This window comes from uncultured Fibrella sp., from assembly GCF_964250085.1.
Lineage (GTDB): Bacteria > Bacteroidota > Bacteroidia > Cytophagales > Spirosomataceae > Fibrella.
In genome coordinates this window covers 1-25,833 of sequence record NZ_CAXUEC010000005.1, presented here as the reverse complement: position 1 = coordinate 25,833, position 25,833 = coordinate 1, and the positions used below count along the sequence as shown (strand labels likewise).

At 52.2% G+C, this 25,833-nt stretch carries 25 protein-coding genes and 3 tRNA genes; 19 read left to right on the top strand and 9 right to left on the bottom strand.

Annotation, left to right across the window (positions count from 1 at the left end):
* Nucleotides 1-27 precede the first annotated feature (27 nt).
* The 3 genes from ACFE8Q_RS17050 to ACFE8Q_RS17040 form a co-directional block, all read right to left on the bottom strand.
* On the bottom strand, nt 28-1,206 hold the full coding sequence (locus ACFE8Q_RS17050; protein WP_375446627.1) for an acetyl-CoA C-acyltransferase: 1,179 nt from the start codon (nt 1,204-1,206) through the stop codon (nt 28-30).
* Between the two features lie 34 nt (nt 1,207-1,240).
* Complete coding sequence (locus tag ACFE8Q_RS17045; protein ID WP_375446626.1) at nt 1,241-1,948, bottom strand: hypothetical protein; 708 nt, start codon at nt 1,946-1,948, stop codon at nt 1,241-1,243.
* A gap of 102 nt (nt 1,949-2,050) precedes the next feature.
* Nucleotides 2,051-3,004, bottom strand: coding sequence for a VWA domain-containing protein (locus ACFE8Q_RS17040; RefSeq protein ID WP_375446625.1), 954 nt, complete (start codon nt 3,002-3,004; stop codon nt 2,051-2,053).
* A gap of 216 nt (nt 3,005-3,220) precedes the next feature.
* Here ACFE8Q_RS17040 and ACFE8Q_RS17035 point away from each other — a divergent pair.
* Nucleotides 3,221-3,310 (top strand) — tRNA-Ser (locus tag ACFE8Q_RS17035).
* Nucleotides 3,311-3,370: 60 nt separating this feature from the next.
* Nucleotides 3,371-3,444 (top strand) — tRNA-Pro (locus ACFE8Q_RS17030).
* 278 nt (nt 3,445-3,722) lie between these two features.
* Here ACFE8Q_RS17030 and ACFE8Q_RS17025 read toward each other — a convergent pair.
* On the bottom strand, nt 3,723-3,938 hold the full coding sequence (locus ACFE8Q_RS17025; RefSeq protein WP_375446624.1) for a hypothetical protein: 216 nt from the start codon (nt 3,936-3,938) through the stop codon (nt 3,723-3,725).
* A gap of 352 nt (nt 3,939-4,290) precedes the next feature.
* Here ACFE8Q_RS17025 and ACFE8Q_RS17020 point away from each other — a divergent pair, with 352 nt between their 5' ends.
* Together ACFE8Q_RS17020 and ACFE8Q_RS17015 are read left to right on the top strand one after the other, a co-directional pair.
* Nucleotides 4,291-4,461 (top strand): hypothetical protein, encoded by a 171-nt coding sequence (locus ACFE8Q_RS17020; protein ID WP_375446623.1) that lies wholly within the window; start codon nt 4,291-4,293, stop codon nt 4,459-4,461.
* A 480-nt stretch (nt 4,462-4,941) separates the two neighbouring features.
* Nucleotides 4,942-5,015 (top strand) — tRNA-Arg (locus ACFE8Q_RS17015).
* Between the two features lie 496 nt (nt 5,016-5,511).
* Here ACFE8Q_RS17015 and ACFE8Q_RS17010 read toward each other — a convergent pair.
* The 4 genes from ACFE8Q_RS17010 to ispG form a co-directional block, all read right to left on the bottom strand.
* A complete protein-coding gene (locus tag ACFE8Q_RS17010) occupies nt 5,512-6,072 on the bottom strand; it encodes a tetratricopeptide repeat protein (RefSeq protein WP_375446622.1) in 561 nt (186 codons plus the stop codon).
* A 73-nt stretch (nt 6,073-6,145) separates the two neighbouring features.
* Entirely contained in the window at nt 6,146-6,505 is a 360-nt protein-coding gene (locus tag ACFE8Q_RS17005; protein ID WP_375446621.1) for an MmcQ/YjbR family DNA-binding protein, read from the bottom strand.
* Nucleotides 6,502-6,690 (bottom strand): DUF6728 family protein, encoded by a 189-nt coding sequence (locus tag ACFE8Q_RS17000; protein WP_375446620.1) that lies wholly within the window; start codon nt 6,688-6,690, stop codon nt 6,502-6,504. Before ACFE8Q_RS17000 ends, ACFE8Q_RS17005 begins: the two co-directional genes overlap by 4 nt.
* Nucleotides 6,691-6,829: 139 nt before the next feature.
* Entirely contained in the window at nt 6,830-8,851 is a 2,022-nt protein-coding gene (ispG, locus tag ACFE8Q_RS16995) for a (E)-4-hydroxy-3-methylbut-2-enyl-diphosphate synthase (RefSeq protein ID WP_375446619.1), read from the bottom strand.
* A 113-nt stretch (nt 8,852-8,964) separates the two neighbouring features.
* Between ispG and nspC the strand changes: the two genes are divergently transcribed.
* From nspC to ACFE8Q_RS16980, 3 genes are all read left to right on the top strand, one after another.
* A complete protein-coding gene (nspC, locus tag ACFE8Q_RS16990; protein ID WP_375446618.1) occupies nt 8,965-10,218 on the top strand; it encodes a carboxynorspermidine decarboxylase in 1,254 nt (417 codons plus the stop codon).
* Nucleotides 10,219-10,338: 120 nt separating this feature from the next.
* Nucleotides 10,339-11,862, top strand: coding sequence for an aldehyde dehydrogenase family protein (locus ACFE8Q_RS16985; protein WP_375446617.1), 1,524 nt, complete (start codon nt 10,339-10,341; stop codon nt 11,860-11,862).
* A 109-nt stretch (nt 11,863-11,971) separates the two neighbouring features.
* On the top strand, nt 11,972-13,159 hold the full coding sequence (locus ACFE8Q_RS16980; protein WP_375446616.1) for a tyrosine-type recombinase/integrase: 1,188 nt from the start codon (nt 11,972-11,974) through the stop codon (nt 13,157-13,159).
* Nucleotides 13,160-13,262: 103 nt separating this feature from the next.
* Here the strand turns inward: ACFE8Q_RS16980 and ACFE8Q_RS16975 are convergent, their stop codons facing one another.
* The gene (locus ACFE8Q_RS16975; protein ID WP_375446615.1) at nt 13,263-13,514 is read right to left on the bottom strand and encodes a hypothetical protein; all 252 of its coding nucleotides are present in this window, start codon (nt 13,512-13,514) and stop codon (nt 13,263-13,265) included.
* A 474-nt stretch (nt 13,515-13,988) separates the two neighbouring features.
* Between ACFE8Q_RS16975 and ACFE8Q_RS16970 the strand changes: the two genes are divergently transcribed.
* The 12 genes from ACFE8Q_RS16970 to ACFE8Q_RS16915 all read left to right on the top strand — a co-directional run bounded on the left by ACFE8Q_RS16970 (nt 13,989) and on the right by ACFE8Q_RS16915 (nt 25,227).
* Nucleotides 13,989-14,768, top strand: coding sequence for a LytR/AlgR family response regulator transcription factor (locus tag ACFE8Q_RS16970; RefSeq protein ID WP_375446614.1), 780 nt, complete (start codon nt 13,989-13,991; stop codon nt 14,766-14,768).
* 246 nt (nt 14,769-15,014) lie between these two features.
* Complete coding sequence (locus tag ACFE8Q_RS16965) at nt 15,015-16,121, top strand: DUF4440 domain-containing protein (protein WP_375446613.1); 1,107 nt, start codon at nt 15,015-15,017, stop codon at nt 16,119-16,121.
* Nucleotides 16,122-16,193: 72 nt separating this feature from the next.
* Nucleotides 16,194-16,697, top strand: a complete 504-nt coding sequence (locus ACFE8Q_RS16960) for a RidA family protein (protein WP_375446612.1) — start codon at nt 16,194-16,196, stop codon at nt 16,695-16,697.
* 43 nt (nt 16,698-16,740) lie between these two features.
* Entirely contained in the window at nt 16,741-17,823 is a 1,083-nt protein-coding gene (locus ACFE8Q_RS16955) for a DUF1624 domain-containing protein (RefSeq protein ID WP_375446611.1), read from the top strand.
* 9 nt (nt 17,824-17,832) lie between these two features.
* Entirely contained in the window at nt 17,833-17,985 is a 153-nt protein-coding gene (locus ACFE8Q_RS16950; RefSeq protein WP_375446610.1) for a hypothetical protein, read from the top strand.
* A 96-nt stretch (nt 17,986-18,081) separates the two neighbouring features.
* On the top strand, nt 18,082-18,816 hold the full coding sequence (locus ACFE8Q_RS16945) for a hypothetical protein (protein WP_375446609.1): 735 nt from the start codon (nt 18,082-18,084) through the stop codon (nt 18,814-18,816).
* Between the two features lie 196 nt (nt 18,817-19,012).
* Nucleotides 19,013-19,549 (top strand): GNAT family N-acetyltransferase, encoded by a 537-nt coding sequence (locus ACFE8Q_RS16940; protein WP_375446608.1) that lies wholly within the window; start codon nt 19,013-19,015, stop codon nt 19,547-19,549.
* A gap of 111 nt (nt 19,550-19,660) precedes the next feature.
* Nucleotides 19,661-20,149 carry a YybH family protein gene (locus ACFE8Q_RS16935; RefSeq protein WP_375446607.1) on the top strand — a complete coding sequence of 163 codons (489 nt, stop codon included), beginning with the start codon at nt 19,661-19,663 and terminating at the stop codon, nt 20,147-20,149.
* A 57-nt stretch (nt 20,150-20,206) separates the two neighbouring features.
* A complete protein-coding gene (locus tag ACFE8Q_RS16930; protein ID WP_375446606.1) occupies nt 20,207-20,746 on the top strand; it encodes a nuclear transport factor 2 family protein in 540 nt (179 codons plus the stop codon).
* A gap of 20 nt (nt 20,747-20,766) precedes the next feature.
* A complete protein-coding gene (locus tag ACFE8Q_RS16925) occupies nt 20,767-21,279 on the top strand; it encodes a YybH family protein (RefSeq protein ID WP_375446605.1) in 513 nt (170 codons plus the stop codon).
* 28 nt (nt 21,280-21,307) lie between these two features.
* Nucleotides 21,308-24,487, top strand: a complete 3,180-nt coding sequence (locus ACFE8Q_RS16920) for a histidine kinase dimerization/phosphoacceptor domain -containing protein (protein ID WP_375446604.1) — start codon at nt 21,308-21,310, stop codon at nt 24,485-24,487.
* A 476-nt stretch (nt 24,488-24,963) separates the two neighbouring features.
* Entirely contained in the window at nt 24,964-25,227 is a 264-nt protein-coding gene (locus ACFE8Q_RS16915) for a transposase (protein ID WP_375446603.1), read from the top strand.
* Nucleotides 25,228-25,833: the final 606 nt, after the last annotated feature.

Genomic DNA, 25,833 nt, shown 5'->3' with positions numbered 1-25,833 from the left:
ATACGACCTTCCAGACGCCCGGCAAGATTAGTTCAGACGCTCAATAATAATGGCTGATGCACCACCGCCGCCGTTGCAGATGCCCACGGCCCCGTAACGTCCTCCGCGCTGATGCAGTACGTTGGTGAGTGTTGAAACGATGCGTGAACCCGACGAGCCCAGCGGATGCCCGAGCGAAACAGCCCCGCCAAATACGTTCAGTTTTTCCAGCGGTACGTTCAGCACCTGGCTAAATGCCAGTGGCACGACCGCAAAGGCTTCGTTCACTTCAAAAAAGTCAATCTGGTCAATAGTTAGTCCGGCGCGTTCCAGGGCCAGGGGCACGGCTTTGGTGGGTGCCGTGGTGAACCATTGCGGCTCCTGTTCAGCGTCGGCGTAGGCCACGATCCGGGCGAGGGGTTTCAGGCCCAGTTCAGCGGCTTTGGTCGCGCTCATCAGCACCAGGGCCGAAGCCCCGTCATTGATGGTCGACGCGTTGGCGGCCGTTACGGTGCCTGTTTTGGTGAAAGCGGGTTTCAGCGTCGGAATTTTGTCGAAAAACACATTTTTGTATTCTTCATCTTCGGTCACGGTAACCGGCCCTTTTCGGCCAGGTACGTCGACAGGCACGATTTCCGACGCAAACAGACCGGCGTTGGTTGTTGCTTCGGCCCGTTGGTACGACTGCACCGCATAGGCATCCTGTTCTTCGCGGCTGATGTTGTATTTCTCGGCTGTGGCGTCGGCAAAAACGCCCATCGCGCACTGATCGTACACATCCAGTAGACCGTCTTTAGCCAGACCGTCGACCAGTTCGGCGTTGCCATATTTATAGCCAAATCGGGCCTTGGGTACGTAGTAGGGCACATTCGACATGCTTTCCATACCACCGGCAACGGCCACATCGATCAGCCCAAGCTGAATGCTCTGCGCGGCCAGCATAATTGCCTTCGTACCCGACGCACATACCTTATTGATGGTCGTACAGGGAATTGTGGGGGGTAATCCGGCTTTCAGGGCGGCCTGTTTGGCAGGGGCCTGCCCCACGTTTGCCGAGACGACGTTGCCCATGTATACCTCCTGAACCTGGTCGGGCGTTACGCCTGCCCGCTCCAGGGCTCCTTTGATGGCGGCCGCCCCCAGATCAGTAGCCGACAGCGTTGACAGCGCGCCGCCGAAACTGCCGATAGGTGTACGTACTGCCGATATGATAACTACATCCTGCATGATTGATTTATCGAGTATTGATGAACGGAATGACTCACCACCGTCCGGTTGGTTTGTCGGTTTTTTGTTGGGCAGCCCGTCGCCGCGACAGCGCGTAGGGTAGGTCGTCGGCCTGAAGCGCGTCGAGTACCTGTCGGGCCTGTTCGTCTGACAATGTTGTGTTTCTAAACCGGTCCAGGCGATCTTTTTGCTGATCCGTTTTTTCCGCCTGTTGCCCCTGCATGGCCTCGGGTTGTGGCGTGGGTTGCGGTGTTTGCTGAATGGCTTTGCGGCGCGGCTGCTTTCCTGAAAAACGTAACTTCAGTAGTTCAAAGTTCTGGCGGGCCGCTTTGTTATCCGGATTGTTGAGCAGGGCATTGCGAAACTGACTCAGAGCGGTGGTGGTATCTTTGTTAAAGCAGGCCAACAAGCCAAGCTGAGTGGCTGCAACTGCCTGTAGGTCAGGTGTTGCGGTACTGTCTGTTTGCTCATACTGCCGTTTGGCCGACGCGTATTGACCAAGCCTGAAATAAACGTGACCCAGATTCACCCGTTCGCCCGGCGTAGGCGTGGAACTGCTTTGCACTAGGTAGCGATAATGTGTTAATGCTTCCTGATAACGACCGGCCTGATAGGCCGCGAGGGCTTGCCTGCGGACCCGATTTCGTTGCGAAATCAATCCCAGTTTGGTCTCTGCCAACGAGGTTTCGAACCAGGGGGCGGCGATAATAAGTAGACTTACCAGGCGGACCAGAAGCATCATATTGGCATCAAAAGTACGGAAATTTATGTGTCAGAGCGGCTGCGACTTGGACATTAGGTGCCGGGTAATAGCCAGCCGGTCGCCAACATCTGCTTGGCGAGCTTACAGCCGGAGTGTACGCACGGTGATCAGTACATCAAGCATAATCAGGAACAGCGCGATACCCAGAAAATAATAGTATTTGTTGGTGGTGACCGTAACCCGCCGCTGATTGATGGTGCGACCAGGTAGCGCACGCAGCCCGGTAGCCAGATCGTCGGCCAGGTGATCAGAGAACTCAATGTATTGGCCTGATGAGCCGAGCGACAGGTTACGCAGAAAATCGCGGTTGAGGCGGGTGTGGGCCAGTTGCCCCTGATCATCCATCAGAAACGTTCTTCCGTTGCGAAGGGTGCTGCCTGTTTCTGTACCTATGCCTGCCGTAAAGAGGGCAATATCGTAGCGAGATAGCCGGGCCAGGGTAGCGGGAGGGCAGTTACCAAAGTTTTCGCCATCGCTCAGCAGAACGATGGCCCGGGTACGTTGCCGGGTGCTCGAATCGGTTACCATTTTGTCGCGAGCCAGGTCAATGGCTTCGCAGAGGTTGGTGCCGCCATTGCTGGCATCGGTGCGCACGGCCTGCATCAACTGGTTCAACGCCTGGTGATCGGTTGTCAAAGGCGATAACACAAAGGCTTCGTCGGCCACAACAATGAGTCCAAATCGATCTGTCACCAGCGAATCGGTGAGTTGCTGGAGGGCGAATTTAGCCCGTTCCAGGCGGGTAGGTGCTACGTCGGTGGCGTCCATCGAGCGTGATACGTCAAGTAGCAGAAATACATCCCGCCCCTGAGCTGACATTGCGCGGGTAGCTTCGCCAAATAAAGGGCCCATCAGTGCGATCAGCAGGACGCAGAGCGTGAGTGACCGGAGTACGAATTTGGGTACTACCGACCAGGGAGTTGTATGTAACTGCCGGGCCAGCCGGAGTGTCCGAACGAAATAAAGTGCGTAGAAGCTCAAAAAAAGACCAATGAGCAGTGCTTCGACTAATGAGAACGAAAATAACCAGTTCATAAAAAAAAGTTTGCTCGCTGTCGGGTCGGGTAAGTGCCTTCTCAGTAGACTCACTCCCAGCGAATTGTAGGGCTGGTGGTGTGAAATTGGCGGAACAAGCTGCTGCGAAATTAGCGGGATTGTAAAGAATTTCGCGGCTGGGGGTTGTCAAACGTAATTTCTCCTTCTATATTTGCATCCTCATCAGGCGGGAAACGGCAGGATGATCAGCCAAGTGGAGAGATGGGTGAGTGGCTGAAACCAGCAGTTTGCTAAACTGCCGTACCCGCAAGGGTACCGCGGGTTCGAATCCCGCTCTCTCCGCCACAATCAGTGCAGTACCTTTGTTTGCCAGATTTTCACCGGATGGTAAACAGATTAACACCTCGGGGTGTAGCGTAGCCCGGTATCGCGCCTGCTTTGGGAGCAGGAGGTCGTAGGTTCGAATCCTGCCACCCCGACTATATAAAAGCCCGGAATCATCCTGATTTCGGGCTTTTCCTTTTTTAGACTCAGCAAAATCAGCTTTTCAGGGTAACCAGCTATCTACGCTGCCGACGACGTTCAACACCAGCGTTCCTACGGCCAGGCCAGGACCTGCTACACCAGGAACGGTTAGAATCGGATGGTTACTTGTCCTGACGTACTAATCTAGAACGGTATAGCTCTGGTAATACCAAAAGTCAAGTAGTTATCGGCAATCCTAAAATAGGCAAGGCGCTGGTGAAAGAAATGGGGCCTAATTCGACTCTTCTCTGAACGCTTTGAGGGCAGCCTGTAGCCGATTGCAGCGCTTTTCCCAGTCTTCGAGGCGCTTATTATTCGCCGTTCTCTGTTTCTGCGCGTGTTGTGTCACACGAATCAGGTTCTGGGTACGTGTACGACTTGCCTCGGGAAAGCCATTTATGAGCACACTACGTCCCCAATGCTCCAATTTAGCTTGATCAATTACCATATCATACATGGCTTTCGTTTAGAACGTCCATACCAGGATACTCTTTACAGAATCTATATGCTGTATAACCCTAACTAAAAAAGATTGATAGACCGAATACTCATTTGTTGGGCCATGTAAATCTATAGGTAAGACAAAGTCGTTAGTAACCAGAGGTGGTCTGTGTTTCGATAATAGCCCTATACCCGCATTATGCAGAGAGTTTACATAGAAATACCCCACGAATTACACCTTGCTATCAGACAGTTGCAACTGGACACAGAGATGGATGGTGAACAGAAGAAGCGTAAAAAATTGTATTGCGGCCTGATTGCTAAAGGGTTAGGATGTATCCAACAAAAGAGGAGAGCTTATGAAACGCTTAAGCGTTAGGATTGAACCCGGACTATACCGGCGGGTACGACAGTACCAACTGGACCAGGCAGCCAAAGGGCGAAAATTACTGATAGGTGAAGCCGTAAGCGAGTTGCTGGACAAAGGATTACCCGCTGCTACTCAGCAAGACGAAAAGTCGGCTCAGTAGAGCATTTTTGCCTTAATCTTAGCTAGTCGATCACGTGTACGTTATGCCATAGGCTACCAGTTTAGCCTTGAATCGGCAAGCGCGGTGGCCGTAAACGGCTTACGTATAGAAGCAAGATAGGCTATCCGCTTTTAACGAGTATTGCAGAAAACGAACGGCAAGGAACCTGCCGCTCAGTCAGCTAGATGAGCGACCAATAAGTAGCCGCACAACGACGATTTTTGCGTAGGGTAGCCGCTAGCTCTTACGGGCGCTAAACCCGAAGGATCAGGCCTTTACAAACAATTGGCTACTTAGAGTTGATATTTTATAAGCTGAAAAGTGGTGTAAAGAGTGGCTTTTTGGAGAAATTTGCCCTCTAATGCGTACTTTTGAGGCGTATAGCTCAGCATTGAGTAGGTCAGGCTACTGGCACCCAACCATGAGTGTTTACTAGTTTAAGGTTTGTCGTGATACTAATCCCACACATAACCTGTTTTTGGTCCTATAGCTCAGTTGGATAGAGCATCTTCCTTCTAAGAAGGCGGTCGTTGGTTCGAATCCAACTGGGATCACCTAGAAATCAGTCAGTTAGCTACTTTGCTGACTGGCTTTTTTGTTTCTTATAGGTACGACACGTACAGCGATCAGGCACCCGAACCAGCATAAGCTCCTGTTGATACGCTGACATGAAGCGGAGGCGGGTTAATCAAGACCTTCTTGTTTAGAAAAAGCTGTTTTTGTAAAAATTTCGTTAAATTATACTGCTTTATAGTTACTCAATGGCGCCTATGTTGTCTAATAGGTATGATCACTAAAAAGTACTTAGAAACTACTAGCCCTGATGCGTTGCTTATGCGGATCACCTGGTTTACCGTAGCTTTGTTCTCCTGCCTGACTGCTTACGGATTGTGTCGTATAGGTAGCTTATTAATAGGGGCCTGATCAGGCACTCCATCCAAGAAATTAGTCAGTGACTGAACTGACTATAACGACTTCAACTGGAGCTTTACTGGAATTCTTCTACGCTAAGCGTGTGCTTAAATTGAGGTAAAGCTATTGGCAATAGCTTTACCGTTTGCTGTTAACAGGTAGCGGTCGTGTAAACGGAGGTTGCCGAAGGAGCTGAAAGGCGTTCTCATCGCCCAGCAGCACAGCCCGGCGCAGATCGTTTTCGGCCTGACTGATCTGCCGGAGCTGAATCCGGGCTATTGCCCGCCACCGGTAGGCGTCGGGGCGCTCGTCGCGGATATGCCAAACTGCCTTGTCGAATTCGCGGAATGCTTCGGTAAACTGATCAACGCTGTAGAGCGCAATACCCCGGTCGAGGTAACAATCGGCGAGCGTGTTGTCGATGCTGATGGCTTGCGTGAGGTCGTAGATGGCCGAATAATGATTCCCCACCAGCAACTGGCATTTACCACGCCAGGCGTAGGCCACGGCCGATTTAGGGTATTTCAATACAGCATTATTAAAGTAATCGAAGGCTGTTTCGATCTCCCGCTGTTTAACAAGCAGGATGCCTTCCTGAAACCGCTTCGTGTCTTTATCGGCGGGTGTTTCATGGTCGATCAGGTAATAACGCATCACCAGATAGATCATAAACAGTAAACCCAGTAGTGCAACTTCCATAACGTTACCCTATCGCTTCAGCTTGCTAAATTACATATAGTCGATTAAAACCGGAAGTGTAAACCAGCCGCTATTATCGGGATGTGGCCAGGTTTTCGCGAACGGTTTTGGGGAGCCCGGCAACCACCCGTTCGTAGGAATGATCGATGAGTTCGCGAATAAAACTATCGCGAAGCGACCCGTCCGAGGTGATTGTGTTCCAATGTGTTTTGTTCATGTGAAAAGCGGGCTGAATGGCTCCGTGAAGTTCACGAAGCTCAACGGCCCGCTCTGGCTCGCACTTTAAACTAACGCGCATTGGCCGGGCTTCCATATCGGAAAGGGCAAACATCTTACCCGCCACTTTAAAGACCAGCGTCGTCTCGTCGAAAGGAAACGATTCGGTGGTGGCGGGCTTGTTCAGGCAGTAGTCGCGCAGTTCGTCGAAGGTCATCGAATGAAAGCCCGGTAAAGCATCACCAGGATACAGAACAGGAACATGATGATCGATATCCGGTTGATACCATGCATCATGCGCAGGTTAACGTTGGTTGGGTGGCTGGGGTCTGGTTTGCGGAATACCCGCAGGAAGTAATTGAAGACAGGCCCTATTTTGAGATAATCAGCTAAACGGCTCACAGAAAGTGTGTTTAAAGGGTGTTTATCTGGCAGGTGGCAGTCCAAATCAGTCATTGACTGAGCAACCGAACACCTACTACTATAGCATTTTGCGGGGCAAAAAGGTTTATCAGATGCCTGGTTTTTTAGGGGTACGGCCCTACAGGGCGGCGGCCTGAGCGGGCTCCAGCCAGCGGCCATCTTCCCGGATCAGTTCGATCAATTCATCAACGGCATTGGCGGCTGGTACAGATTTTTTCATTACCTGCTGACCCCGATACAGGGCGATCTTATCACGACCAATACCAACGTACCCATAGTCGGCATCGGCCATCTCGCCGGGGCCGTTGACGATACAGCCCATGATCCCGATTTTTACGCCTTTCAAATGGTCGGTCCGTTGCCGGATATGGGCCGTGGTTTCCTGTAAATCGAACAATGTGCGGCCGCAGGAAGGGCATGAAATGTATTCGGTTTTGGTGATACGCGTCCGGGCAGCCTGCAAAATACCAAAGGCCAGGCCGTTCAGTTGTTTCAACTCATCTTGCCGGGTAGCCTGCAGGAATACGCCATCGCCGAAACCATCAATGAGCAGGCCGCCAACGTCGGTAGCCGCATACAGGGGCAGATCGACAGGGTTAATGGCTGGGTAACCGCGTTGCACCACAACAGGCAGCGTGAGATCGCGCCTGACGAGTTCAACAAACAACCGGCGCAACTCGGGCATGGCGTGCGTGTTGGTGGTTGTCACTACGCCCACCAGATTATGATCCAGTCGAAAGGCTTCGGCCAGTTCGTCGGTCAGGTCGGTCAGGGCAAACTGAACGAAGTTGAGGCGGATGTGCAACCCCTGTGGCTGCGAGCGGGCCAACAGATACTCCGCTGCGGTCAGCATCGGGTGCGTTGTCAGGGTGTCGGTCTGAGCACGCCATGTGTTGTAGCTCTGAACCTCTCTAAGGCCGTTGGGCAACATAAAACCGGCGGGGGTGCTACCCGTATACAGGTAGTCGACGCCCAGATCGTTCATCGCCCATTTGTCGGGAACGGGCAAATAAAAGTGGCCAACAGCTTTCAGCACATCGGTTTCCTGCACCGGAATCTGACTGTAATCGGCCAGAACTCTGGGTACGTTCGTTCCGCCAAAGTTGGCTACCTCGTGCGTATGCCGACGGGTGTACTGAAATGGATTGTAGGGCAGTTCGGTCAGGGCAGGAATGGGGCTGGCGGTGGTAGCACGGGTTGTGTAGCGGTCGATCAGGGCTTTCGCCACGGGTGCCTCCAGTTCAGGATCTTCGGTGAGCGAAACCCGGACGGTATCGCCCAGGCCATCTTCGAGCAACGTACCTATACCCAGCGCCGATTTGATGCGCCCATCTTCAGCTTCGCCCGCTTCGGTTACACCCAGGTGGAGCGGATAAGGCTTTAACCCTTCTTCGTCGAGCCGGTGAACCAGCAGCCGGTAGGCCTGTACCATCACCTGCGGGTTGCTCGATTTCATCGACAGCACGATATTGTAATACTGCTCGTCTTCGCAGATACGCAAAAATTCCAGCGCCGACTCCACCATGCCAACGGGTGTATCGCCGTATCGGCTCAGAATCCGGTCGGAGAGCGAGCCGTGGTTGGTGCCAATACGCATGGCGGTGCCGTATTCTTTACAAATACGAACCAGCGGCAGAAACTTCTCGCGAATCCGTTCCAGCTCAGCCGCGTATGAATCGTCGGTATAGTCGATATGCTCGAAGCGTTTCCGATCGGCGTAATTGCCGGGGTTGATCCTGACTTTTTCAACTACACGAGCTGCCAGTTCGGCCGCGTTGGGTGTAAAGTGAATATCGGCGATCAAGGGTGTTGTGTAGCCCCGTGCCCGCAGTTCTTTACGGATATTCTCCAGATTCTGCGCTTCTTTCACGCTGGGTGCCGTAATTCGGATGTACTCGCAGCCCGCCTCAATCATCCGGATCGACTGCTCCACCGAACCCAGCGTATCCATAGTATCGATGGTGGTCATCGACTGCACCCGGATAGGGTAGGCCGAGCCCATAGGTACGTTGCCAACGTTGACGGTAATGGTCTCACGCCGAACGTATTCGGTCAGCGATGGGGCATACAGGCGGGGTGGTTGAGCGGGCCCACTTTCAGGGGCATCGCCCGTGAGGGCACGGGTCAGAAAATCGAGCATACAAATGGCTTAGATCGCACTGCAAAGGTAACACAATCTACTGCAAGCCTGTTCACCTCACCGATACGTCGCCGACGTATCGGTGAGGTGAAGCCACGTGTTATCTTTGCACCATGTATCCAGAAACAGCTAGACTTGAGCAGGCACCGTCGCCCTGCTTTGTGCTCGACGAAGCCAAACTCCGTCAAAATCTACAACTCATCGACTCCGTGCAGCGCGAGGCTGGCGTAACCATCATTCTGGCCCTGAAAGGCTTTTCGATGTTCAGTGCCTTCCCCCTTGTGCATGAATACCTGAGCGGTGCCACGGCCAGTAGCCTCAACGAAATCAAACTGGTCAACGAGTACATGGGCGTGCCGGCCCATGCCTACGTACCTGCCTACCGCGATGATGAATTCGACGAAATACTCAGCCGCAGCAGCCACGTAACGTTCAACTCCTGGACGCAGTGGGAGCGGTTTAAGTTTAAAATTCAAGGTCTAAAGTCTAAAGGCTCTCTCGTCGCAGTTGATTCGCTACCAGGCAGCGCAACCGCTACGGCGGAGCCTTTGGCCTTTGAACCATTGGACGTTAGACCTTTTGACTTTAAACTCCCTTCCTTCGGTATTCGCGTGAATCCGCAGTACTCGGAAGTAGCTACAGCTATGTATAATCCGTGTGTGCCTGGTTCACGGCTGGGTGTTACGCGCGACAAACTGCCCGATACGCTTCCCCCTGAGATCGAAGGTGTTCACTTTCACACCCTGTGCGAAAATGACTCGTTTACGCTCGAACGTACCCTGGCCGCGCTCGAAGATAAATTCGGCGATCTGCTCCAGCAGGTGAAGTGGGTAAACATGGGCGGCGGGCACCTGATGACCCGCGAAGGCTACGACACGCAGCACCTGATCGGGCTGTTGAAAGCATTCCGCCAAAAATATAACGTAGAGGTAATCATGGAACCCGGCTCGGCTATTGGCTGGCAAACCGGCGTGCTGGTCAGCACCGTGCTCGACGTGTTCGACAGCCAGGGCATAGCCGTGGCCGTGCTCGATACATCGTTTGCCGCCCACATGCCCGACACGCTGGAGATGCCGTACAAGCCCCGCATCCGCGACGCCTATCAGGAACCCGTTGCCGGAAAACCAACCTATCGCCTCGGTGGCATGACCTGCCTGGCCGGTGACTTCATGGGCGACTATAGTTTCGATGAACCGCTGAACGTGGGCGACCGGATCATCTTCGAAGACATGATTCACTACACGATGGTGAAAACCAGCACCTTCAACGGGGTGAACCTGCCCGCCATCGGTATCGCCAAAGAAGACGGCTCGTTCCGTCTTGTTCGCGAATATGGCTACGAGAGTTTTAAAGATCGATTGTCATAATAAGTCCTCAGTCTTCTGTCTTCCATCCTCTGTTGCGCTGCTTCTTGGCAAGTAATGTGATGTTGCACCGCAACAGAGGACGGAAAACAGAGGACTGAAGGCTGTTAACTATCTTCATCAATGGAAAATATCCTCCCCGTTCCGCAGCACAAAAACAAGCCTGGTACCAGTACCGGCCAACAGTTCTGGCATCATGGCGACAAAACAATCGACTCTTATTCGCCCACCGACGGTAGCCTGATCGCCCGCGTTTACGCCTCGACCCGCGCCGACTACGATCGCGTGGTAGAAACGGCACAGTCGGCGTTCAAAACGTGGCGTAACGTACCTGCGCCCCGGCGCGGCGACATTGTTCGGCAGATGGGCGACCAGTTCCGGCTTTACAAAAGCGACCTGGGCAAGCTCGTTAGCTTTGAAATGGGTAAATCATTGCAGGAAGGACTCGGTGAAGTGCAGGAGATCATCGATATCTGCGATTTTGCCGTGGGCCAGTCGCGGCAACTGTATGGTCTCAGCATGCACTCCGAACGTCCCGCCCACCGCATGTACGAGCAGTACCACCCGCTGGGTATCGTGGGCATTATCTCCGCCTTCAACTTCCCCGTCGCCGTCTGGTCCTGGAATGCCATGCTGGCCTGGGTATGCGGCGACGTATGTATCTGGAAGCCATCGGAGAAAACACCGCTCACGGCCCTTGCCTGTCAGCAGATCATTCAGGACGTATTACGAAACAACGACGTACCCGAAGGCGTATCGTGCCTCGTATCGGGGGGGCGTGATGCCGGCGAATGGCTGGCGCACGACCCCCGCGTGGCGTTGGTGTCGGCAACGGGCAGCACCCGGATGGGCAAAGCCGTGGCCGTGGCCGTGGCTGAACGACTGGGCCGTAGCCTGCTTGAACTGGGCGGTAACAACGCCATCATCGTGTCGCCCCACGCCGACCTCGACCAGGCCATTCCGGCCATTGTCTTCGGTGCCGTCGGCACGGCCGGACAGCGCTGTACCACTACCCGCCGACTGATCGTGCACCAAAGCCTATTGCCCGAAGTACGTACCCGGCTGATTCGTGCTTATGCCCAACTCCGTATCGGCGATCCGCTGGATGTCAACATGCACGTCGGACCACTGATCGACAAAGACGCGGTGGCAAACTACCAGAAAGCTGTTGACGAGATCCGGGCGGCGGGCGCAGCATTCATTGTGGAGCCGGGCGTACTTGACGGACCAGGCTATGAATCGGGCTGTTATGTGAAACCCTGCGTGGCCGAGGCTCAAAATAACTGGCCCATTGTGCAGCGCGAAACCTTTGCGCCAATCCTCTACGTCATCTCCTACACGACGCTCGACGAAGCCATTGCCCTTCAAAATGGCGTGCCACAGGGCCTTTCGTCGGCCATTTTCACCCTGAACCTGCGCGAATCGGAGCAATTTCTATCCGTTGCCGGGTCCGACTGCGGTATTGCCAACGTCAACATCGGCACGTCGGGTGCCGAGATAGGAGGGGCTTTTGGCGGTGAAAAAGAAACCGGCGGTGGTCGCGAATCCGGCTCCGACGCCTGGAAAGCCTACATGCGTCGTCAGACCAACACCATCAATTACGGCACCACCACGCCACTTGCACAAGGCATTACGTTTGAGCTGTAAGGATGAGCGCAAACCTATAAGGTTTTAAACGGGGCAGCCCAGGCCTTATAGGTTTGATTTGGATCATTACTTACAATTTTGTTCATTGGTCTAAATTTCGTGCGTCTCCATGATTACCATCCGTATCGACCAGAAAGATCCGGCGCTGCTTACTGTCATGTTTCCAGCAGACATTGCCGCCAACGACCTCATCCGCAACGTACCTGGCCGTCGGTGGAGTTATTCGCGCCATTGCTGGACCGTACCCAACACGCGCGAATCGGTTGTGCAACTAGGTCGGCTATTTGGTAAAGACTACTGCCGGTTCGATGAAGCCGTGGTCAGGCTCTACAAACCCGCCGCGAGTCATGTTGCTGTCGAGCAGGCGACTAATCCTGCCTGGCCGCCCGTTGGTGTTCAACTCGCAGAGCTACAGCGTACCCGTAAGTCGTTTCGGCACGTGCCGTTAGCCACCGGGTTCGACAGTCACCCCGTAATCTGTGCCCTTTATGACCGGATGCGTATTCGGAATTATAGTCCCAAAACCATTAAAAACTACAAACAGGCACTTACCACCCTGATCCGGTATGCGGGCAGCAGGCCACTCGATGAACTGACAAAAGCCGATTTTCGAACGTACCTGCTTTTTTTGATCGACAAAAAACACCTCAGCAGTTCGTCGGTCAACGTACACATCAACGCCTGGAAGTTTTACCAGGAGAAGCTCCTGCAACGCGACAAAACGTATTACGAGATCGACTATCCACGTCAGGCCGACACGTTGCCGGCGGTGTATAACGTTGCCGAGGTAAAAGCCATTTTTGGAGCCACCACCAGCCTGAAATACCGGACATTGTTTCAACTCGTGTATGCCACCGGGCTACGGCTTGATGAAGTCACCCACCTTCGACTGACCAACTTTGACCGGCGGCGTAACCTGATCTATATCAAAGCAGGGAAAGGCAAAAAAGACCGCATCGTCATGCTGTCGCCAAAGCTGCTAACGTACCTCGACGACTACGTGCGGATCTACGCTCCCCAAACCTACCTCTTCGAGAATGCCGACCTCCATGAACCCCTGGCCAAGCGCACCGTGCAGCACGTATACAGCGAATCGGTCCGGTTTGCCCGTATCCTGAAAAAGGGCGGTATTCATACCCTGCGGCACAGTTTCGCCACGCACCTGCTCGAATCGGGCACCGACATTCGCTACATCCAGCAGTTACTGGGTCACGAAAGCATCCTGACCACCATGCGCTACACCCACGTCACCGCCGACAAGATCAGCGCGATCAGGTCCCCTCTAGACAACCTATAAGTCATCCACGGCACCAGCCGTGGAGTATGTCAGGCTTATGGTCGAAGCTCGACCTCGATCCGCCCAACACATTTTCTTCCTGCCAGTACCATCCCGGAAACCGTCAGGGAATCAAGCTGCCTTGATCGCTTTCAACATGCCGCCGCAGCAACGGGCGCAATTGTGACAGGCTGTAGAAGCGGCTTTTGAGTACGTACCCAGCCGTATAGCGAAGCATGATTCGCTTGTTCTGCTGAAGCCGTCCTCGCGCGTCGAATCGGTATAATTTCTTGTCGGCTCCGAAGAAGTAAGTTGGAAACCCATCAATGTCCCATTTCCGCTCGATCAACTGATAAATAGGGATACGTTTACTCATTTTATTTGCCTCTACCGTTATACATACTCATGATTGTGACGAAAGCGATCGTCGCTGAGACACATCTGAAAAGTAGTTAATTCTTGTCTTGCCTATAAAATGTCTCGTCCGGCTTTAGCTTTACAGTTTTTGCGGGTTGTCTACCGCATCGTCCGGCTGCGGAAAACAACTGTCTCCTTAAGTTGCTTACTGTATTGGAAGCGACTGAGCAGGTCGCGAATGTGTCTTGCATGGTTGTCGTTTTTGCGTAAAAAACGGACAACCTATTTCAGGCTAAGACAATATAAGGTATCATACACCGCTTGGTCTGATTCTGTCTCAGAGGTTGTTTAGTGGGGTTTGGGGTACTGGAGTAGCCAACAGAGTATATCGGCTCAATTATAAGACCTTAGCCACAACAGGGATAGGGGGGCAAGTGTAATTGCTTAAATGAAGCTATATTGACGAACCGATTCGTTACCGATGCACCAAGCTATGCCCTTTCAGCCATCCAGCCCCGATGGGTCGCCCGTCAGACTGCTCGTCGTGGAGGATGATATGATTATCGGGGCCAAAATCGTCCTGCTGTTGACAAGCCTCGGCTATGAGGTAACAGGGGTGGTGGCTCGGGGCGAAGAGGCCCTCCAACATGCCGAAGCCAACCGCCCGGATATCGTATTGCTCGACGTGCAGTTGCGTGGCGCGACCGATGGCATCGAAACGGCGCAGGCGTTACATGAGCTTGGTGCCATTCCGGTCATCTTTGTGACGGCCAACACCGACGAGGCGACCTTCAACCGGGCAAAAGCCACTCACCCTTATGCCTTTATAGGTAAGCCCATCAACAACCTCGACCTGCAACGGGCCATTGAACTCACACTGAGTTTACTACCTGAACGTACCCAGCCGCCCACGGCCGACGTCTCCACGTCACTGGAACAGAACGAGGCACCCTATGTTTTGAACGACCGGATTTTTGTGCGTCACAAAGATCGCATGGTGCGTATTGCACTGGCCGATATTCTCTACCTTGAGGCCGACCGAAACTACTGCCATCTGTTTACTGCCGGGCAGCAGTATACCCTTACGACACCATTAAAAATACTGGTAGAGACCCTTCCCACACAGCAGTTTCTTCGGATACACCGCTCATATATGGTCAATCTGTTGCGGGTAGACGAGGTGGCTGAAAACCGCCTCACGGTAGGGGGCAAAACCGTTCCGTTGGGCCACATTTTCCGCGACGAGCTGCTCCGCCGAATCAGAATGGTGTGACCGCTCAGTTACCTGTACAAATGGAAGCGGGTTTGGGATAACAAAAGGGGACGTTCGTCCGGGCGGGGTTGCCTGCCAATAGTCTTTAGGGTTGATTTACAGGGCTGCTCCGTTGGAGTGGCCTTTTTCTATTCCGACCCAGCGGTACGTATCGGCTACCAGCAACGGGGTAGGTACGTCGTGGGCCGTGTAGTAAGGCACTAGCTCATGCATTCACACAATCAACCCAAATAACCATACACACCCATGAAAACCAGTAACTTATTTCTCGTCATGGCCCGGCTGTTGACGCTGCTGCTTCTCCCGGCCTTCGCAGCCACCACCCTCGCTCAGGGCCTCAACCCCGAGGCTGTTGCCTTTACCAAAACCTACCAGACAGCCTACAACAAAGGCGACCGGCCCACGCTGATGACCCTTTTTGCCGACAATGTGGGCTGGGTAAACCCCGATGGCAGTGTAACGCCCGGTTCTAAAGCCGATGTTGAAGCCGACTATGTACGCGATTTCGGCGAAACGGCCGGATCGTATATGGACTTCACGGTGGTCAGCACCGAGGCACAGCCCGATGGTAAGGTAAAAGTCAGCACGACCGTCAGCGGCTACGATTTTGTGCGGAAAACCGGCGCGAAGCTCAACCCCACGGCAGGCACCTACGAGATGCTGATCGGCAAGGTCGGCGGGCAGTGGAAGATTTCGCAGGTGAAATGGGCCATGAACACGGTGCTGCTTGAGATGCGCGACCTGATGAAGCGGTTTCAGGATGCCTTCAACCGCGAGGAGGCAGCGACCCTGAAAACGATGTTCACCGCCGATGCCGTGCGGACGGCTACGGACGGCACCACTACAAAAGGGGCTGCGATAATTGACTTTTACACACAGGGGTTTGTCGATGCCGACGTGACCAATGTCGTTTCGCTGGCTAATGTTAGCCCGCAATTCGATGGCAGCGTGATTTTCACGGGAACCTATCATCTAAGAGGGCGGTCGGCAAAAGGAGAACGGATCGTGAGGGAGGGGGCTTACAGCAACACGGCGGTCAAAGAGAACGGGCAGTGGAAGATCAGCCGCAACACACAATCCAATCTCGTCAAAGCGATGGTCTATCACAAAGTGGCCGACTATGCCGCCTGGAAAAAAGGCTTCGATCTGTTTTACAACGAACGAATGCTGGCGGGTGAACTAAGTGCCGAAGTCAGTACGCTGGCCGACGACCCCAACACGGTTTGTATCATCAGCGAGTGGGCCTCACCCGACGCACCAAAGGCTTTTTTCGCCCGCCCGGATTTGGCAGAAACGATGCGGAAAGACGGTGTCATTGGTAAGCCTACCATGCTGATTATGAGCAAGAAATAATCGACTCTATCCCACACCACATTCGCCCGGTTTGCCGCGTCGCAAACCGGGCGAAACAACCAAACCAAGTCGTTGAAAACCAACCCACTCGCCCCCGTTCTGCCCCTTTTTGCCGCCCTGATCCTGTTTACCGTCGGTTGTACTACCGCTCCCCAAAAAGCAGATGAGAAACCAGCGGCTCAATCCGATGCACCGGAGTATTTTATGTTACGCCCCGACGTCGAGAAAGCGTACGGCTATTCCCATGCCGTTCGGATTGGCAATGAACTGAACATATCGGGTGCGGTCAGTATGGACGAGAAAGGAAACCTGACGGCTAAAGGTGATTTGGGGCAACAGATGAAAAACTGTTACGCCGATCTGGACAAGATCCTGAAGCACTACGGCTACACCTGGGACGACGTTGTGGTGGAAAATATTCTGACCACGAACATGCCCGAATTTGAGAAACAGGCGGGGTACCGAAATACGATCTACAAAAAGCACTTTCCGACCGGATCGTGGTTTGGCGTGAAGGAATTAGCACTGCCCGGTCAGTTGATTGAAATTGAGTTAGAAGCCTATAAGGTTAGGTAAAACATTCCCGAATACATAGACGCCTATTAGCCGCTACACCGAGATGACCCTTCCGCTCCTCCGCACATCTGTAACCGTAGGCTCTCTCAACCCTGTGCCTTCATTAATCAAAAGCCGCATCGAGTCCATCGACGTACTGCGGGGCCTGATTATGATTATTATGGCGCTGGACCATACGCGCGATTTCTTTCACGCCCAGGCCTATACCGACGACCCGCTCAATCTCGCTACCACCACGCCGGTCCTGTACACAACCCGCTGGCTTACCCACTTCTGCGCCCCTACGTTTGCCTTGCTGTCAGGTACGTCCATTTATTTGCAGGGTTTACGAAAATCGCGCAGCGAGTTGAGTCTTTTCCTGTTGAAACGGGGGCTATGGCTCATTGTAGCCGAGGTACTTCTGATTGTGCCGGCGGATACATTTACCCTGTTTAATACCATCACGCTGGTCGTTTTCTGGTCGCTGGGCATCAGCATGGTGTTCATGGCTGGGCTGACGTGGCTACCGTTTCGGGTCCTACTGAGCATTGGTTTAGCGATCGTTTTAGGCCATAATCTGCTGGATGCGGTGGAACAGGCACCGGGATTTACGTCGGGTTTTTGGTGGGCGCTGTTTCATGGTGGCAATCACCGTGTGTTTGACTACGCGCCTGGCCGGGTCATTAATGTACTGTACCCGTTTCTTCCGTGGCTGGGGCTAATGATGCTGGGCTACTGCCTGGGCCGTTTGTTTGAGCCAGCGGTTTCGGCCACGAAGCGTCAACAGTGGCTGGTTTATCTCGGTGCCGGCGCCATTGGGTTATTCATGGTGCTGCGTTTGCTGAATGGATACGGCGATCCCTTCCCCTGGAGCGTCCAGAAAGACGGCCTCACCACCTTGTTCTCGTTCCTGAAGGTGCATAAATACCCCCCATCGCTGCTGTATATGTGCATCACGGTAGGGCCGGGACTGCTGGGACTGGCGTTGCTGGAGAATGTACACAATCGCGTGACGGGCGTGCTGCGCACCTACGGACGAACGGCCTTTTTTTATTACACGATCCACTGGTATGTGCTGCATACCCTGCGCATGCTTGTCTTTTTTGCCGCTGGCCATACCATGACGGAGGCCGATAAATCGCTGTAAACCATACCGATGCGGTTTGTTCTACCCGGCGATGGAGGTTACAACCTTGGGGTGGTTTACCTCATCTGGATAGCCGTTATCGCGTCGTTGTACCCCCTGTGTCGCTGGTTTGATGCCTACAAGACAACGCATAAAGAGCAGTGGTGGCTAAGCTATCTGTGATCAATCCATTCGGGATGGAACAACAGGAATTCGGCGAATTAGCGGCAATATCCCGGCAATTCGCAAGCCAAACAACGTGTAACCAAACAAATTAATATGGTAGCAATCACAAAAAAAATACGCTTCGACAACTCAGGCTACTATTTTATCGGACTGCCAATATTGGTTTTATTGGGATTTTGGGACAGCTATTTTTCAAAACTCTTTCCCGGAACAAACGACTACAACTTCTATTTTCATTTTCACGCTGTTATAATGACTTTGTGGGTTTTAGTATTAATCATTCAGCCAATTTTAATCAGAAAAAAGGAACTTGCTCTTCATAAAGTCATTGGGAAACTGAGTTACATAGTAATGCCGTTATTATTTATTTCCGTTATTCTACTGACACATGTTCAACTTCAAAAACGGATAGACATTGTAAACGGCGAAATTTCTTTGAGTGGACCTTCACCACATTTGCTGCTACCGTTTAAAGACCTGTTGATTTTGGGAATCATGTATATCATTGCTATTGTGCATCGGCGAGACGTTAACATCCATGCAAGAGCAATGATAGCAACGGGAATTGTATTTATAGAACCTGCTCTTTCCCGATTTCTCATTGAAATTACCGATAGTGTTCCCGTTGGATTCCTTACAACAATCGGACTTGTATACACCATTTTAATCGCTTTAATGGTTGTCGAAAGAAAACAGAAAAAAGGCAGATGGGTTTTTCCGCTTGTTCTTAGTTTGTATATTTTCGTACATTCCTTACTTATTTTTCAGGTACAAATCGGATTTTGGGAAACATTCGCAAAATGGTTTGCAGGTTTACCTTTGACATAATTGCGAGGGACAAAACTGCCCTAACATTGTAATGAAAAAGCGGGGCTAAAATGCTTCAATTGGACATTTGTGCAACGTTTCCATTGAACCGCTCGGGCGGCCCCGTTTTGTGCTAAAAATCCCCGCCTTTGGCAATACCCAAGCCGTTAGCTGCAAGGCTACCACAGAAAATAAACAACCAAAACCTATTTAGGAAATGGGCAAAATTGGAACAGTAAAAACAAGAACTATTGTCATTCCTGACGACCTGGAAGCCGTTAAAAAATTATGGTTTGATTATTTAGTTTGGGGTAACGACAATATGCAGGAACGCTATGGCGTCCATCCTCATAATCCCAAAGAAGCTGTTGACCAGGATATCCAACAGATTGACAAGTTTCAACCACCTTACGGACAGCTAATCCTGGCTAATTATGAAGGTAAAATCTGTGGACTTGGCAGTCTAAAACGTATCAGCCCCGAAATCGGTGAAATAAAACGGATGTTTGTCCATCCAGCTAGTCGACGAATTGGGGCTGGACGAGCTATCCTCGAAAGCCTTTTACTTGAAGCGAAAAAGGTCGGTTATAAAAAAATCCGGCTCGACAGTCCGAAGTTTATGGAAGCAGCTCATTCTTTATATAGAAGTTTCGGATTTCGTGACATTGACGCGTATCCAGAAATGGAAATTCCCGCAGCATTTAAAGACTATTTGTTATTTATGGAATTGGATTTAACGGTCGCCACTGTGTAAATCTAATTAGAAGTGACACGGCAATTAGTGAATCAAAAAATCTGGAAACTAATCGACACAATAAACTGAATTAATCAGTAATCTTTTAACTCTAAAACCAAATTAAGCTCTATGAAAACCAACCAATTTATCCTAACTCTGGCGGCTTTTGTCGGTATACTTGTGTTCACTGTAGGCTGTAATTCATCTGCCGAAAAAAGGCCCGCCACTGCCGGGGAACTCTCGCAGGTAAACCGCGATTTTGCGAAAGCGTTAAATGCTAAGAATGCCAAAGCAGCCGCTAATTGCTACGCCGACGATGCCGTAATACTACCGCCCGGCCAACCCAACGTGACGGGTCAAGAAGCCATACAAAAATACTGGCAGGGCTTCCTGGATGGCGCGGGCTATGTCGATGGCACCGTCTCGACGATCGCCACGGGCAGCAACGGCGACTTAGGTTATGAAATCGGGACGGCTGACCTTCGCTTCAAAGGCACTGACGGGAAAATCGCGACCGAAAAAATAAAATATACCATCGTTCTTAAACGCAATGCTGAAGGCAAGTGGCTCCAAACCTACGATATGTGGAATCCGGTGGCGGAACCTACGGCTAAGTAGGTCGATAACCTCAATCAATCCGACTGACAGATCCCCATGTTAACTTCTGAACCCCTAATGAAAACCAACCCATTAGCCCCCATTCTGACCCTTTTTGTCGCAGTGACCCTGTCTGTTTGCACTACTGGATGCAACACCAATAAACAGGAAACCACCACCACTAACGTACCCGTCATGACCGCTGAGAAAAAGCAGGCGATCGAACAGGAAATTTCTGGCCTTATCAAAGAATTCTTCCAACAGGTCGAAAAACTGGACATCGATAAGTGCATGACGTACTTCGAGAATACGCCTGATTTTCAGGCTGTCAACCCCGATGGCACCTTCGGTGACTATAACGCGCTAAAAAAATTGAACGCAGACGGGTTTAGCCAGATGACGACGTTGAGCGTCGTGCCCCAAAAGGAAGCGATTCGTGTTTTGACGGACTCACTGGTGCTTTATACGTTCTCGATGGAACAGAATGCAACGCTCAAAACCAGCCAGAAAATAAAGTACGAACACGTAGCGGGAACGATGCTCTTCACTAAAATCAACGGCGCGTGGAAGGCGACATTCTACCACGAGTCTGCCGCTCCGCCTGTACCAGTAAAGTAATGATTTCTAAAAAACCAACCATGAAAAACACGCCATTTACCCTACTCCTGGCCGTTGTTGCCAGTACGTCTGTCTGCGTTACCGGCTGCAACGCTCCCGCCCAGAAGGCAGAAACTACCACGGAGCAGGTAGCTGCTAAACCCGATACAGCCACCATCAAAACGGAAATACAGGCGATCGAAACCGAATGGGCCAGCGCCACAACAGCCAGGGACATCGACAAAGTAATGGCACTCTACGCAGACGATGCCGTAGAAATGGCCGATGACGAACCTATGTGCGTGGGAAAGGCTGCTATCCGGCAGGTGTTGCTCAAAAGTATGAAAGCGCGCAAGGCCGGGACTACGGTTTCCTACGAGACGATGGACGTGTACGGCGATGGCAACGTAGTGACCGAGGTGGGGAAGACAACGATTAAAGACACGGCTGGCAACGTAGTGAGCACCGGCAAATACATGGGCATTTTTGAAAAACGCGACGGAAAATTTATCTGCATCCGCGATATCAACAACGAGGATCAGAAAGACAAGTGAAGTAGCTTAGGCCACTAAACAGGTCAGTATGAATGGATACGTTGTTTTTGGGTGGCTCCTGGTACTATTGTGCCTGTCCGCATCTGTCGGGCAGGCACAATCCACGGTGCTTTATTTCAACGAACCACCCAAAGAGACGCTGGGCCGCAACCGGAATCAACTAACCATCAATCGATTCTTTACCGACCGCGACGATTTTCTCTGGTTCGTCAGTTCGAATGGCATAAGCCGCTACGACGGCCAGGAAATTGAGTCGATCCACTCCAATCCGGTCGATCTGAATTCGTTATCGTCTGCCCAGGCGGTGGATATGATCCAAGATGAGCAGGGGAACTTCTGGATCACCACCCGCGATGGTGGCCTGAATGCCTATACTCCGCAAACCGGGAAGATCTCCCACTTTCGGCACGTACCCACCGACAAGGCTAGCTTATCGTCCGACAACCTGCGGTTTCTGCAACGTGATGCGGCGGGGAAACTCTGGATCGGGAGCGATTGGGGCATGAATCGGTTCGACCCCAAAACAGGCCGAACTGTCCGGTATTTGCCCAAGCCCGGTAAAGTCGGGGCGTTACAGGGCAACCCACTGTCGCCCATTGTAGTTACGGCCAGCCAGATTTACGTCAGCACCACGGCCGGGTTCGAGTATTATGACCTGGCTGGTAACCAATGGCATTATGTCCCACTCGATAAACAAGGCGTATCTTCCAGCTCAACCGGTAGGCTGAGTACCTCCGGTAGTCTCTGTAAAGATCACCGGGGCCTGCTCTGGATGGGTGTTCCCAACCAAACCGGGCTACGGGTATTCAATCCTGAAACCGGGCAACTCACCTCGTTTACCAAACAGACGGCCGGGGGAAAAGCGATTCCGTTTCCGAAAGTGATCCTGGAAGACCGGCTGGGGCGGCTTTGGCTCTGTTGCGAGAACGATATTTTCCGCATTTCGGCCGATCGGGCCGTGGTAGAGCATTGCACGCCGGTAGCCGTCGACAATCAGGAGCAGTTATCCGGGTTTGTAACGCTCTACGAAGACCGGCAGGGGCTGATCTGGCTGGAGCGGCTTAGCGACAAAAATCCCCTCTTTTTCGACGGTCGTCAGGAGCGCTATCCCAACATTCAATTGCCGACGTTGGGCGGCGTCAGGCCGTTGGCAACGGACATCTTACCCGACTCGAGCGGCCTGCTGTGGATCAGTACGGCCCTGGGTCTGATTCGCTACGATCCGAACCGGGGCGACACCCGATTTGTGCTCAAACGACCCAATGTGCTTTCCTGTAGTGTACTGGCTGATGGCTATCTGCTGGTTATGTCGGAAGACGATGGCTTGTTTATCTTCAATAAGAAAACGGGCCTTTCCCGCCCCCTCCGGTTTCCGGCAGGGAAAGGCAAACCCATCCAGACTCCCATCTGCTCGGCCCTCGACCATGACGGCGATCTCTGGATTTCGACCTGGGGCTATGGCCTTTTCCGCATCCCGAAAGGTAGTTTATCGCTGGAAACGGGGCTCGTGAGCGTCTATGAGCAATGGAAAAAGAACCCGGCCGACGCTAACAGCCTGCCTTCCAACAACCTCCAGAAAATTGCCGTCGATGCGCAGAACACCGTTTGGGTGTGTGGATCGGCCAACGGACTGTGCCGGGTAAACAAACGTACCCGTCAGGTGCAGCGGTATATGCTCCGGCAAGGCGACCCTTACGGATTAGCCAGCAACTATACCTACACCCCGCTAGTCGATAAGCAGGGCGATGTGTGGGTGATGAGTGGGTACACCGCCCCGTTACAGCGGCTGTCGGTCAAAACAGGGCGGTTCAAAAAGTACGGCCTCTCCGACGGGTTTACGGATGATTACTTTGGCAATTCCGCGCTGGACGAAACCGGCAACATCTGGTTCAATCAGAATCAGGTGGTTTCCTGTATCGACCCCGTCTCCGGGCAGGTAACCACGTTTCCGCAGTTTGTGGGAACCTCGCCCTATTCCACCCCCATTGCCGCTCAGCCCCTCACCGGCGAGATTTATTTCGGCTGCCAGAACAACCTGCGGCGGTTTAGGCCAGCCTATAATCAAAACGCCTCCCGAACACCGTCGCCCCTGCGGTTGGTGGCGGTATCCTGTTTTGATGCCGATGAAACCCAAACGATGAGGCCACTGCCCCAACAATACTGGCGAACCAATGACCTGACGTTGTCGTACCGACAAAACACCCTTGAACTCCGATTTGCGCTGCTCGACTACCGCAACACGGCCAGTCGGGAATATGCCTACGCCCTGAGTGGCGTCGATGAGCCGCCGCAATGGGTAAGTATAGGCCCCAAACATACCGTCGATTTTGCTCAACTGAAACCGGGAACGTACCTGTTCCACCTGAAAGCCCGTAACACAGACGGCGTCTGGACCACCCTGGCAGCTCCCCTCCGTATTGGTATCAGTCCGCCCTGGTGGCAAACTCCGTGGGCTTATTCGATATATGGGTTGTTAGCGGTGATTGGTTTATGGTACCTGATGCAGGCCCGACTCCGCGAGCAGGCCCGCAAGCAGGCCCTGCACGAAGCAGTGATTATCAAACAACAACGCGATGAGATTGCGCAAAAAAACGCCCAGAATGAACTGTTGCTGAAAGAAATTCACCACCGTGTCAAGAATAATCTGGAGATTGTGTCAAGTCTGCTCGAACTCCAATCGGCCCAACTCAACGACCCTGTCGTGCAGGATGTGCTACGCGCTAGCCAAAACCGGGTGCAAAGCATGGGCATTTTGCATCAGCAACTTTATCAGGACCGCTACGTAGCCCTCATCGAGATGCGGTCGTACTTTCACCGGTTGGCCGAAACCCTACTCGATACCTACAATGCTACCCAGCGCGTTAGCATCGAATGCCTCATGCCAGAATTGGCCATCGACGTAGATACGGCGCTGTCGTTAGGATTGATTGTCAACGAGTTAGTGAGTAATGCCCTCAAATACGCCTTTCCCAACCAGCAGCCGGGCTGGGTACGTATCGAACTGAATGACCTCGGCGCGGACCACCTCCGGCTCATGGTGGCCGATAACGGTGTGGGCAAAACCACCGCCGCATCGTCGGGTACTGGCTTCGGCACGCAGTTGGTGGCCCTCCTCACCCGGCAACTCGATGGCAAATTGCGGCATGATATCACGCAGGGCACCGCACGAGGCACCAGCGTCACTCTCGATTTTGCCCGCACCCGGTAACATATATCCCCAACAAAAAAGCTGTTCCCAACCGGGGAATGGTTTTCTGCCTCTTCGGTTGTTCTAAAAAAAGACCATTAATAGACGAAAGAAACCGCCCCGTTCGTGTTCCGTTCTGCTGGGGATGTATATGATTGCTTTAAACTCATTGCGATGAGCATTATAACAAGACGTGGCAACGAGTTTAAAGTAATGAATGCACAACAATTGGTTGTCAATAAATCAAAACCGTCACAAGCAGAAGTGCATAGTACTGTGCATTTTATGCACAAAATCCCGGCTTACGCCAATGCCTCGATCTTTTAGCTCGCCTACCCATCGACGGGGGCCATATCGGCGACGGTGTAGGGCAAAGATGTCCTTAATCTGCTGTTGACTGTCGATCTTCACCCCCTTAGTGGCTGACAGAGAAGTTGGACGGGATAATGGTATGGTCGTCTCCATACGGACAGTAATCTTGCGTAACTTCGGTTATCATGGCAAGTCCCAACAAACCAACTACCGCCTCACGCAAGTTTGACAAAGCCTTCAAGGCGAAAGCCCTGCGGGTGCTTGACGAAGGTCAAGCCGTGGCTCAAGTGGCCAAGAGCCTCAACATCAGCGACCAACTACTGCACACCTGGAAGTATGCCTATAAAAAGTACCCGCTCGAGCAGGCGGGCAACAATGGATTGATCGCTGAAAATGAGCGGCTTAAAGCGCAACTCAAACGCGCCGAGCTGGAACGCGACATAATTTGAGTCTAAACACATCTCTCAAAATTAGCAAGAGACTGTCCGCCTAAACAAGACCAACCCAATGTATCCTTCTCTTTGAGAACTTCGAGAACGACTTTGAGCTTAAAGTCGGCACGGTCCGGCCGCTGCGGTCTTTTTCATAAGCGATTTTGGATTGTTTAAAGTGCCGAAAAATCACCCAGGCTCTCAACTTTAGACCGGTCCAGCTTATTGGCTCTTACGCACTTTGTGTGGTATCCAGAACGCTGATGACGTGTAAGTCGGCAAAAACATGTCTTTGAGACTTAAACCACACGAATTGCGTAAGAGCCAGCTTATTGGGGGAGGTCAGTTGTTCTGATCAGGATCCAACTTCCAAAAGCAATATGATGTATAAAAAATGTTTACGTTTAGGGTGGTTCTATTTGCTTGTATCCAGACCTATCACTATGATTGTACCACTAACAGCCAATAATTTATCAGAACGTTGGCTGGGCGCATAAAAACGTGTGTTAAGCCATTACCCGTTGACTATCAATTTTTTGTAGTTTAGTGCCGTTGCGCCCTCTAATTTCGTTGGGTGCTCGGCCAATCGTTTACTGGTTTGGCGCGTGTCGTGTGACAGGATAA

Bases quoted from the DNA above. Each gene is read 5' to 3' on its own strand.
- ACFE8Q_RS17050 (WP_375446627.1), bottom strand. From the start codon at position 1,206: ATGCAGGATGTAGTTATCATATCGGCAGTACGTACACCTATCGGCAGT.
- ACFE8Q_RS17045 (WP_375446626.1), bottom strand. From the start codon at position 1,948: ATGATGCTTCTGGTCCGCCTGGTAAGTCTACTTATTATCGCCGCCCCC.
- ACFE8Q_RS17040 (WP_375446625.1), bottom strand. From the start codon at position 3,004: ATGAACTGGTTATTTTCGTTCTCATTAGTCGAAGCACTGCTCATTGGT.
- ACFE8Q_RS17025 (WP_375446624.1), bottom strand. From the start codon at position 3,938: ATGGTAATTGATCAAGCTAAATTGGAGCATTGGGGACGTAGTGTGCTC.
- ACFE8Q_RS17020 (WP_375446623.1), top strand. From the start codon at position 4,291: ATGAAACGCTTAAGCGTTAGGATTGAACCCGGACTATACCGGCGGGTA.
- ACFE8Q_RS17010 (WP_375446622.1), bottom strand. From the start codon at position 6,072: ATGGAAGTTGCACTACTGGGTTTACTGTTTATGATCTATCTGGTGATG.
- ACFE8Q_RS17005 (WP_375446621.1), bottom strand. From the start codon at position 6,505: ATGACCTTCGACGAACTGCGCGACTACTGCCTGAACAAGCCCGCCACC.
- ispG (WP_375446619.1), bottom strand. From the start codon at position 8,851: ATGCTCGATTTTCTGACCCGTGCCCTCACGGGCGATGCCCCTGAAAGT.
- nspC (WP_375446618.1), top strand. From the start codon at position 8,965: ATGTATCCAGAAACAGCTAGACTTGAGCAGGCACCGTCGCCCTGCTTT.
- ACFE8Q_RS16985 (WP_375446617.1), top strand. From the start codon at position 10,339: ATGGAAAATATCCTCCCCGTTCCGCAGCACAAAAACAAGCCTGGTACC.
- ACFE8Q_RS16980 (WP_375446616.1), top strand. From the start codon at position 11,972: ATGATTACCATCCGTATCGACCAGAAAGATCCGGCGCTGCTTACTGTC.
- ACFE8Q_RS16975 (WP_375446615.1), bottom strand. From the start codon at position 13,514: ATGAGTAAACGTATCCCTATTTATCAGTTGATCGAGCGGAAATGGGAC.
- ACFE8Q_RS16970 (WP_375446614.1), top strand. From the start codon at position 13,989: ATGCCCTTTCAGCCATCCAGCCCCGATGGGTCGCCCGTCAGACTGCTC.
- ACFE8Q_RS16965 (WP_375446613.1), top strand. From the start codon at position 15,015: ATGAAAACCAGTAACTTATTTCTCGTCATGGCCCGGCTGTTGACGCTG.
- ACFE8Q_RS16955 (WP_375446611.1), top strand. From the start codon at position 16,741: ATGACCCTTCCGCTCCTCCGCACATCTGTAACCGTAGGCTCTCTCAAC.
- ACFE8Q_RS16950 (WP_375446610.1), top strand. From the start codon at position 17,833: ATGCGGTTTGTTCTACCCGGCGATGGAGGTTACAACCTTGGGGTGGTT.
- ACFE8Q_RS16945 (WP_375446609.1), top strand. From the start codon at position 18,082: ATGGTAGCAATCACAAAAAAAATACGCTTCGACAACTCAGGCTACTAT.
- ACFE8Q_RS16940 (WP_375446608.1), top strand. From the start codon at position 19,013: ATGGGCAAAATTGGAACAGTAAAAACAAGAACTATTGTCATTCCTGAC.
- ACFE8Q_RS16935 (WP_375446607.1), top strand. From the start codon at position 19,661: ATGAAAACCAACCAATTTATCCTAACTCTGGCGGCTTTTGTCGGTATA.
- ACFE8Q_RS16930 (WP_375446606.1), top strand. From the start codon at position 20,207: ATGAAAACCAACCCATTAGCCCCCATTCTGACCCTTTTTGTCGCAGTG.
- ACFE8Q_RS16925 (WP_375446605.1), top strand. From the start codon at position 20,767: ATGAAAAACACGCCATTTACCCTACTCCTGGCCGTTGTTGCCAGTACG.
- ACFE8Q_RS16920 (WP_375446604.1), top strand. From the start codon at position 21,308: ATGAATGGATACGTTGTTTTTGGGTGGCTCCTGGTACTATTGTGCCTG.
- ACFE8Q_RS16915 (WP_375446603.1), top strand. From the start codon at position 24,964: ATGGCAAGTCCCAACAAACCAACTACCGCCTCACGCAAGTTTGACAAA.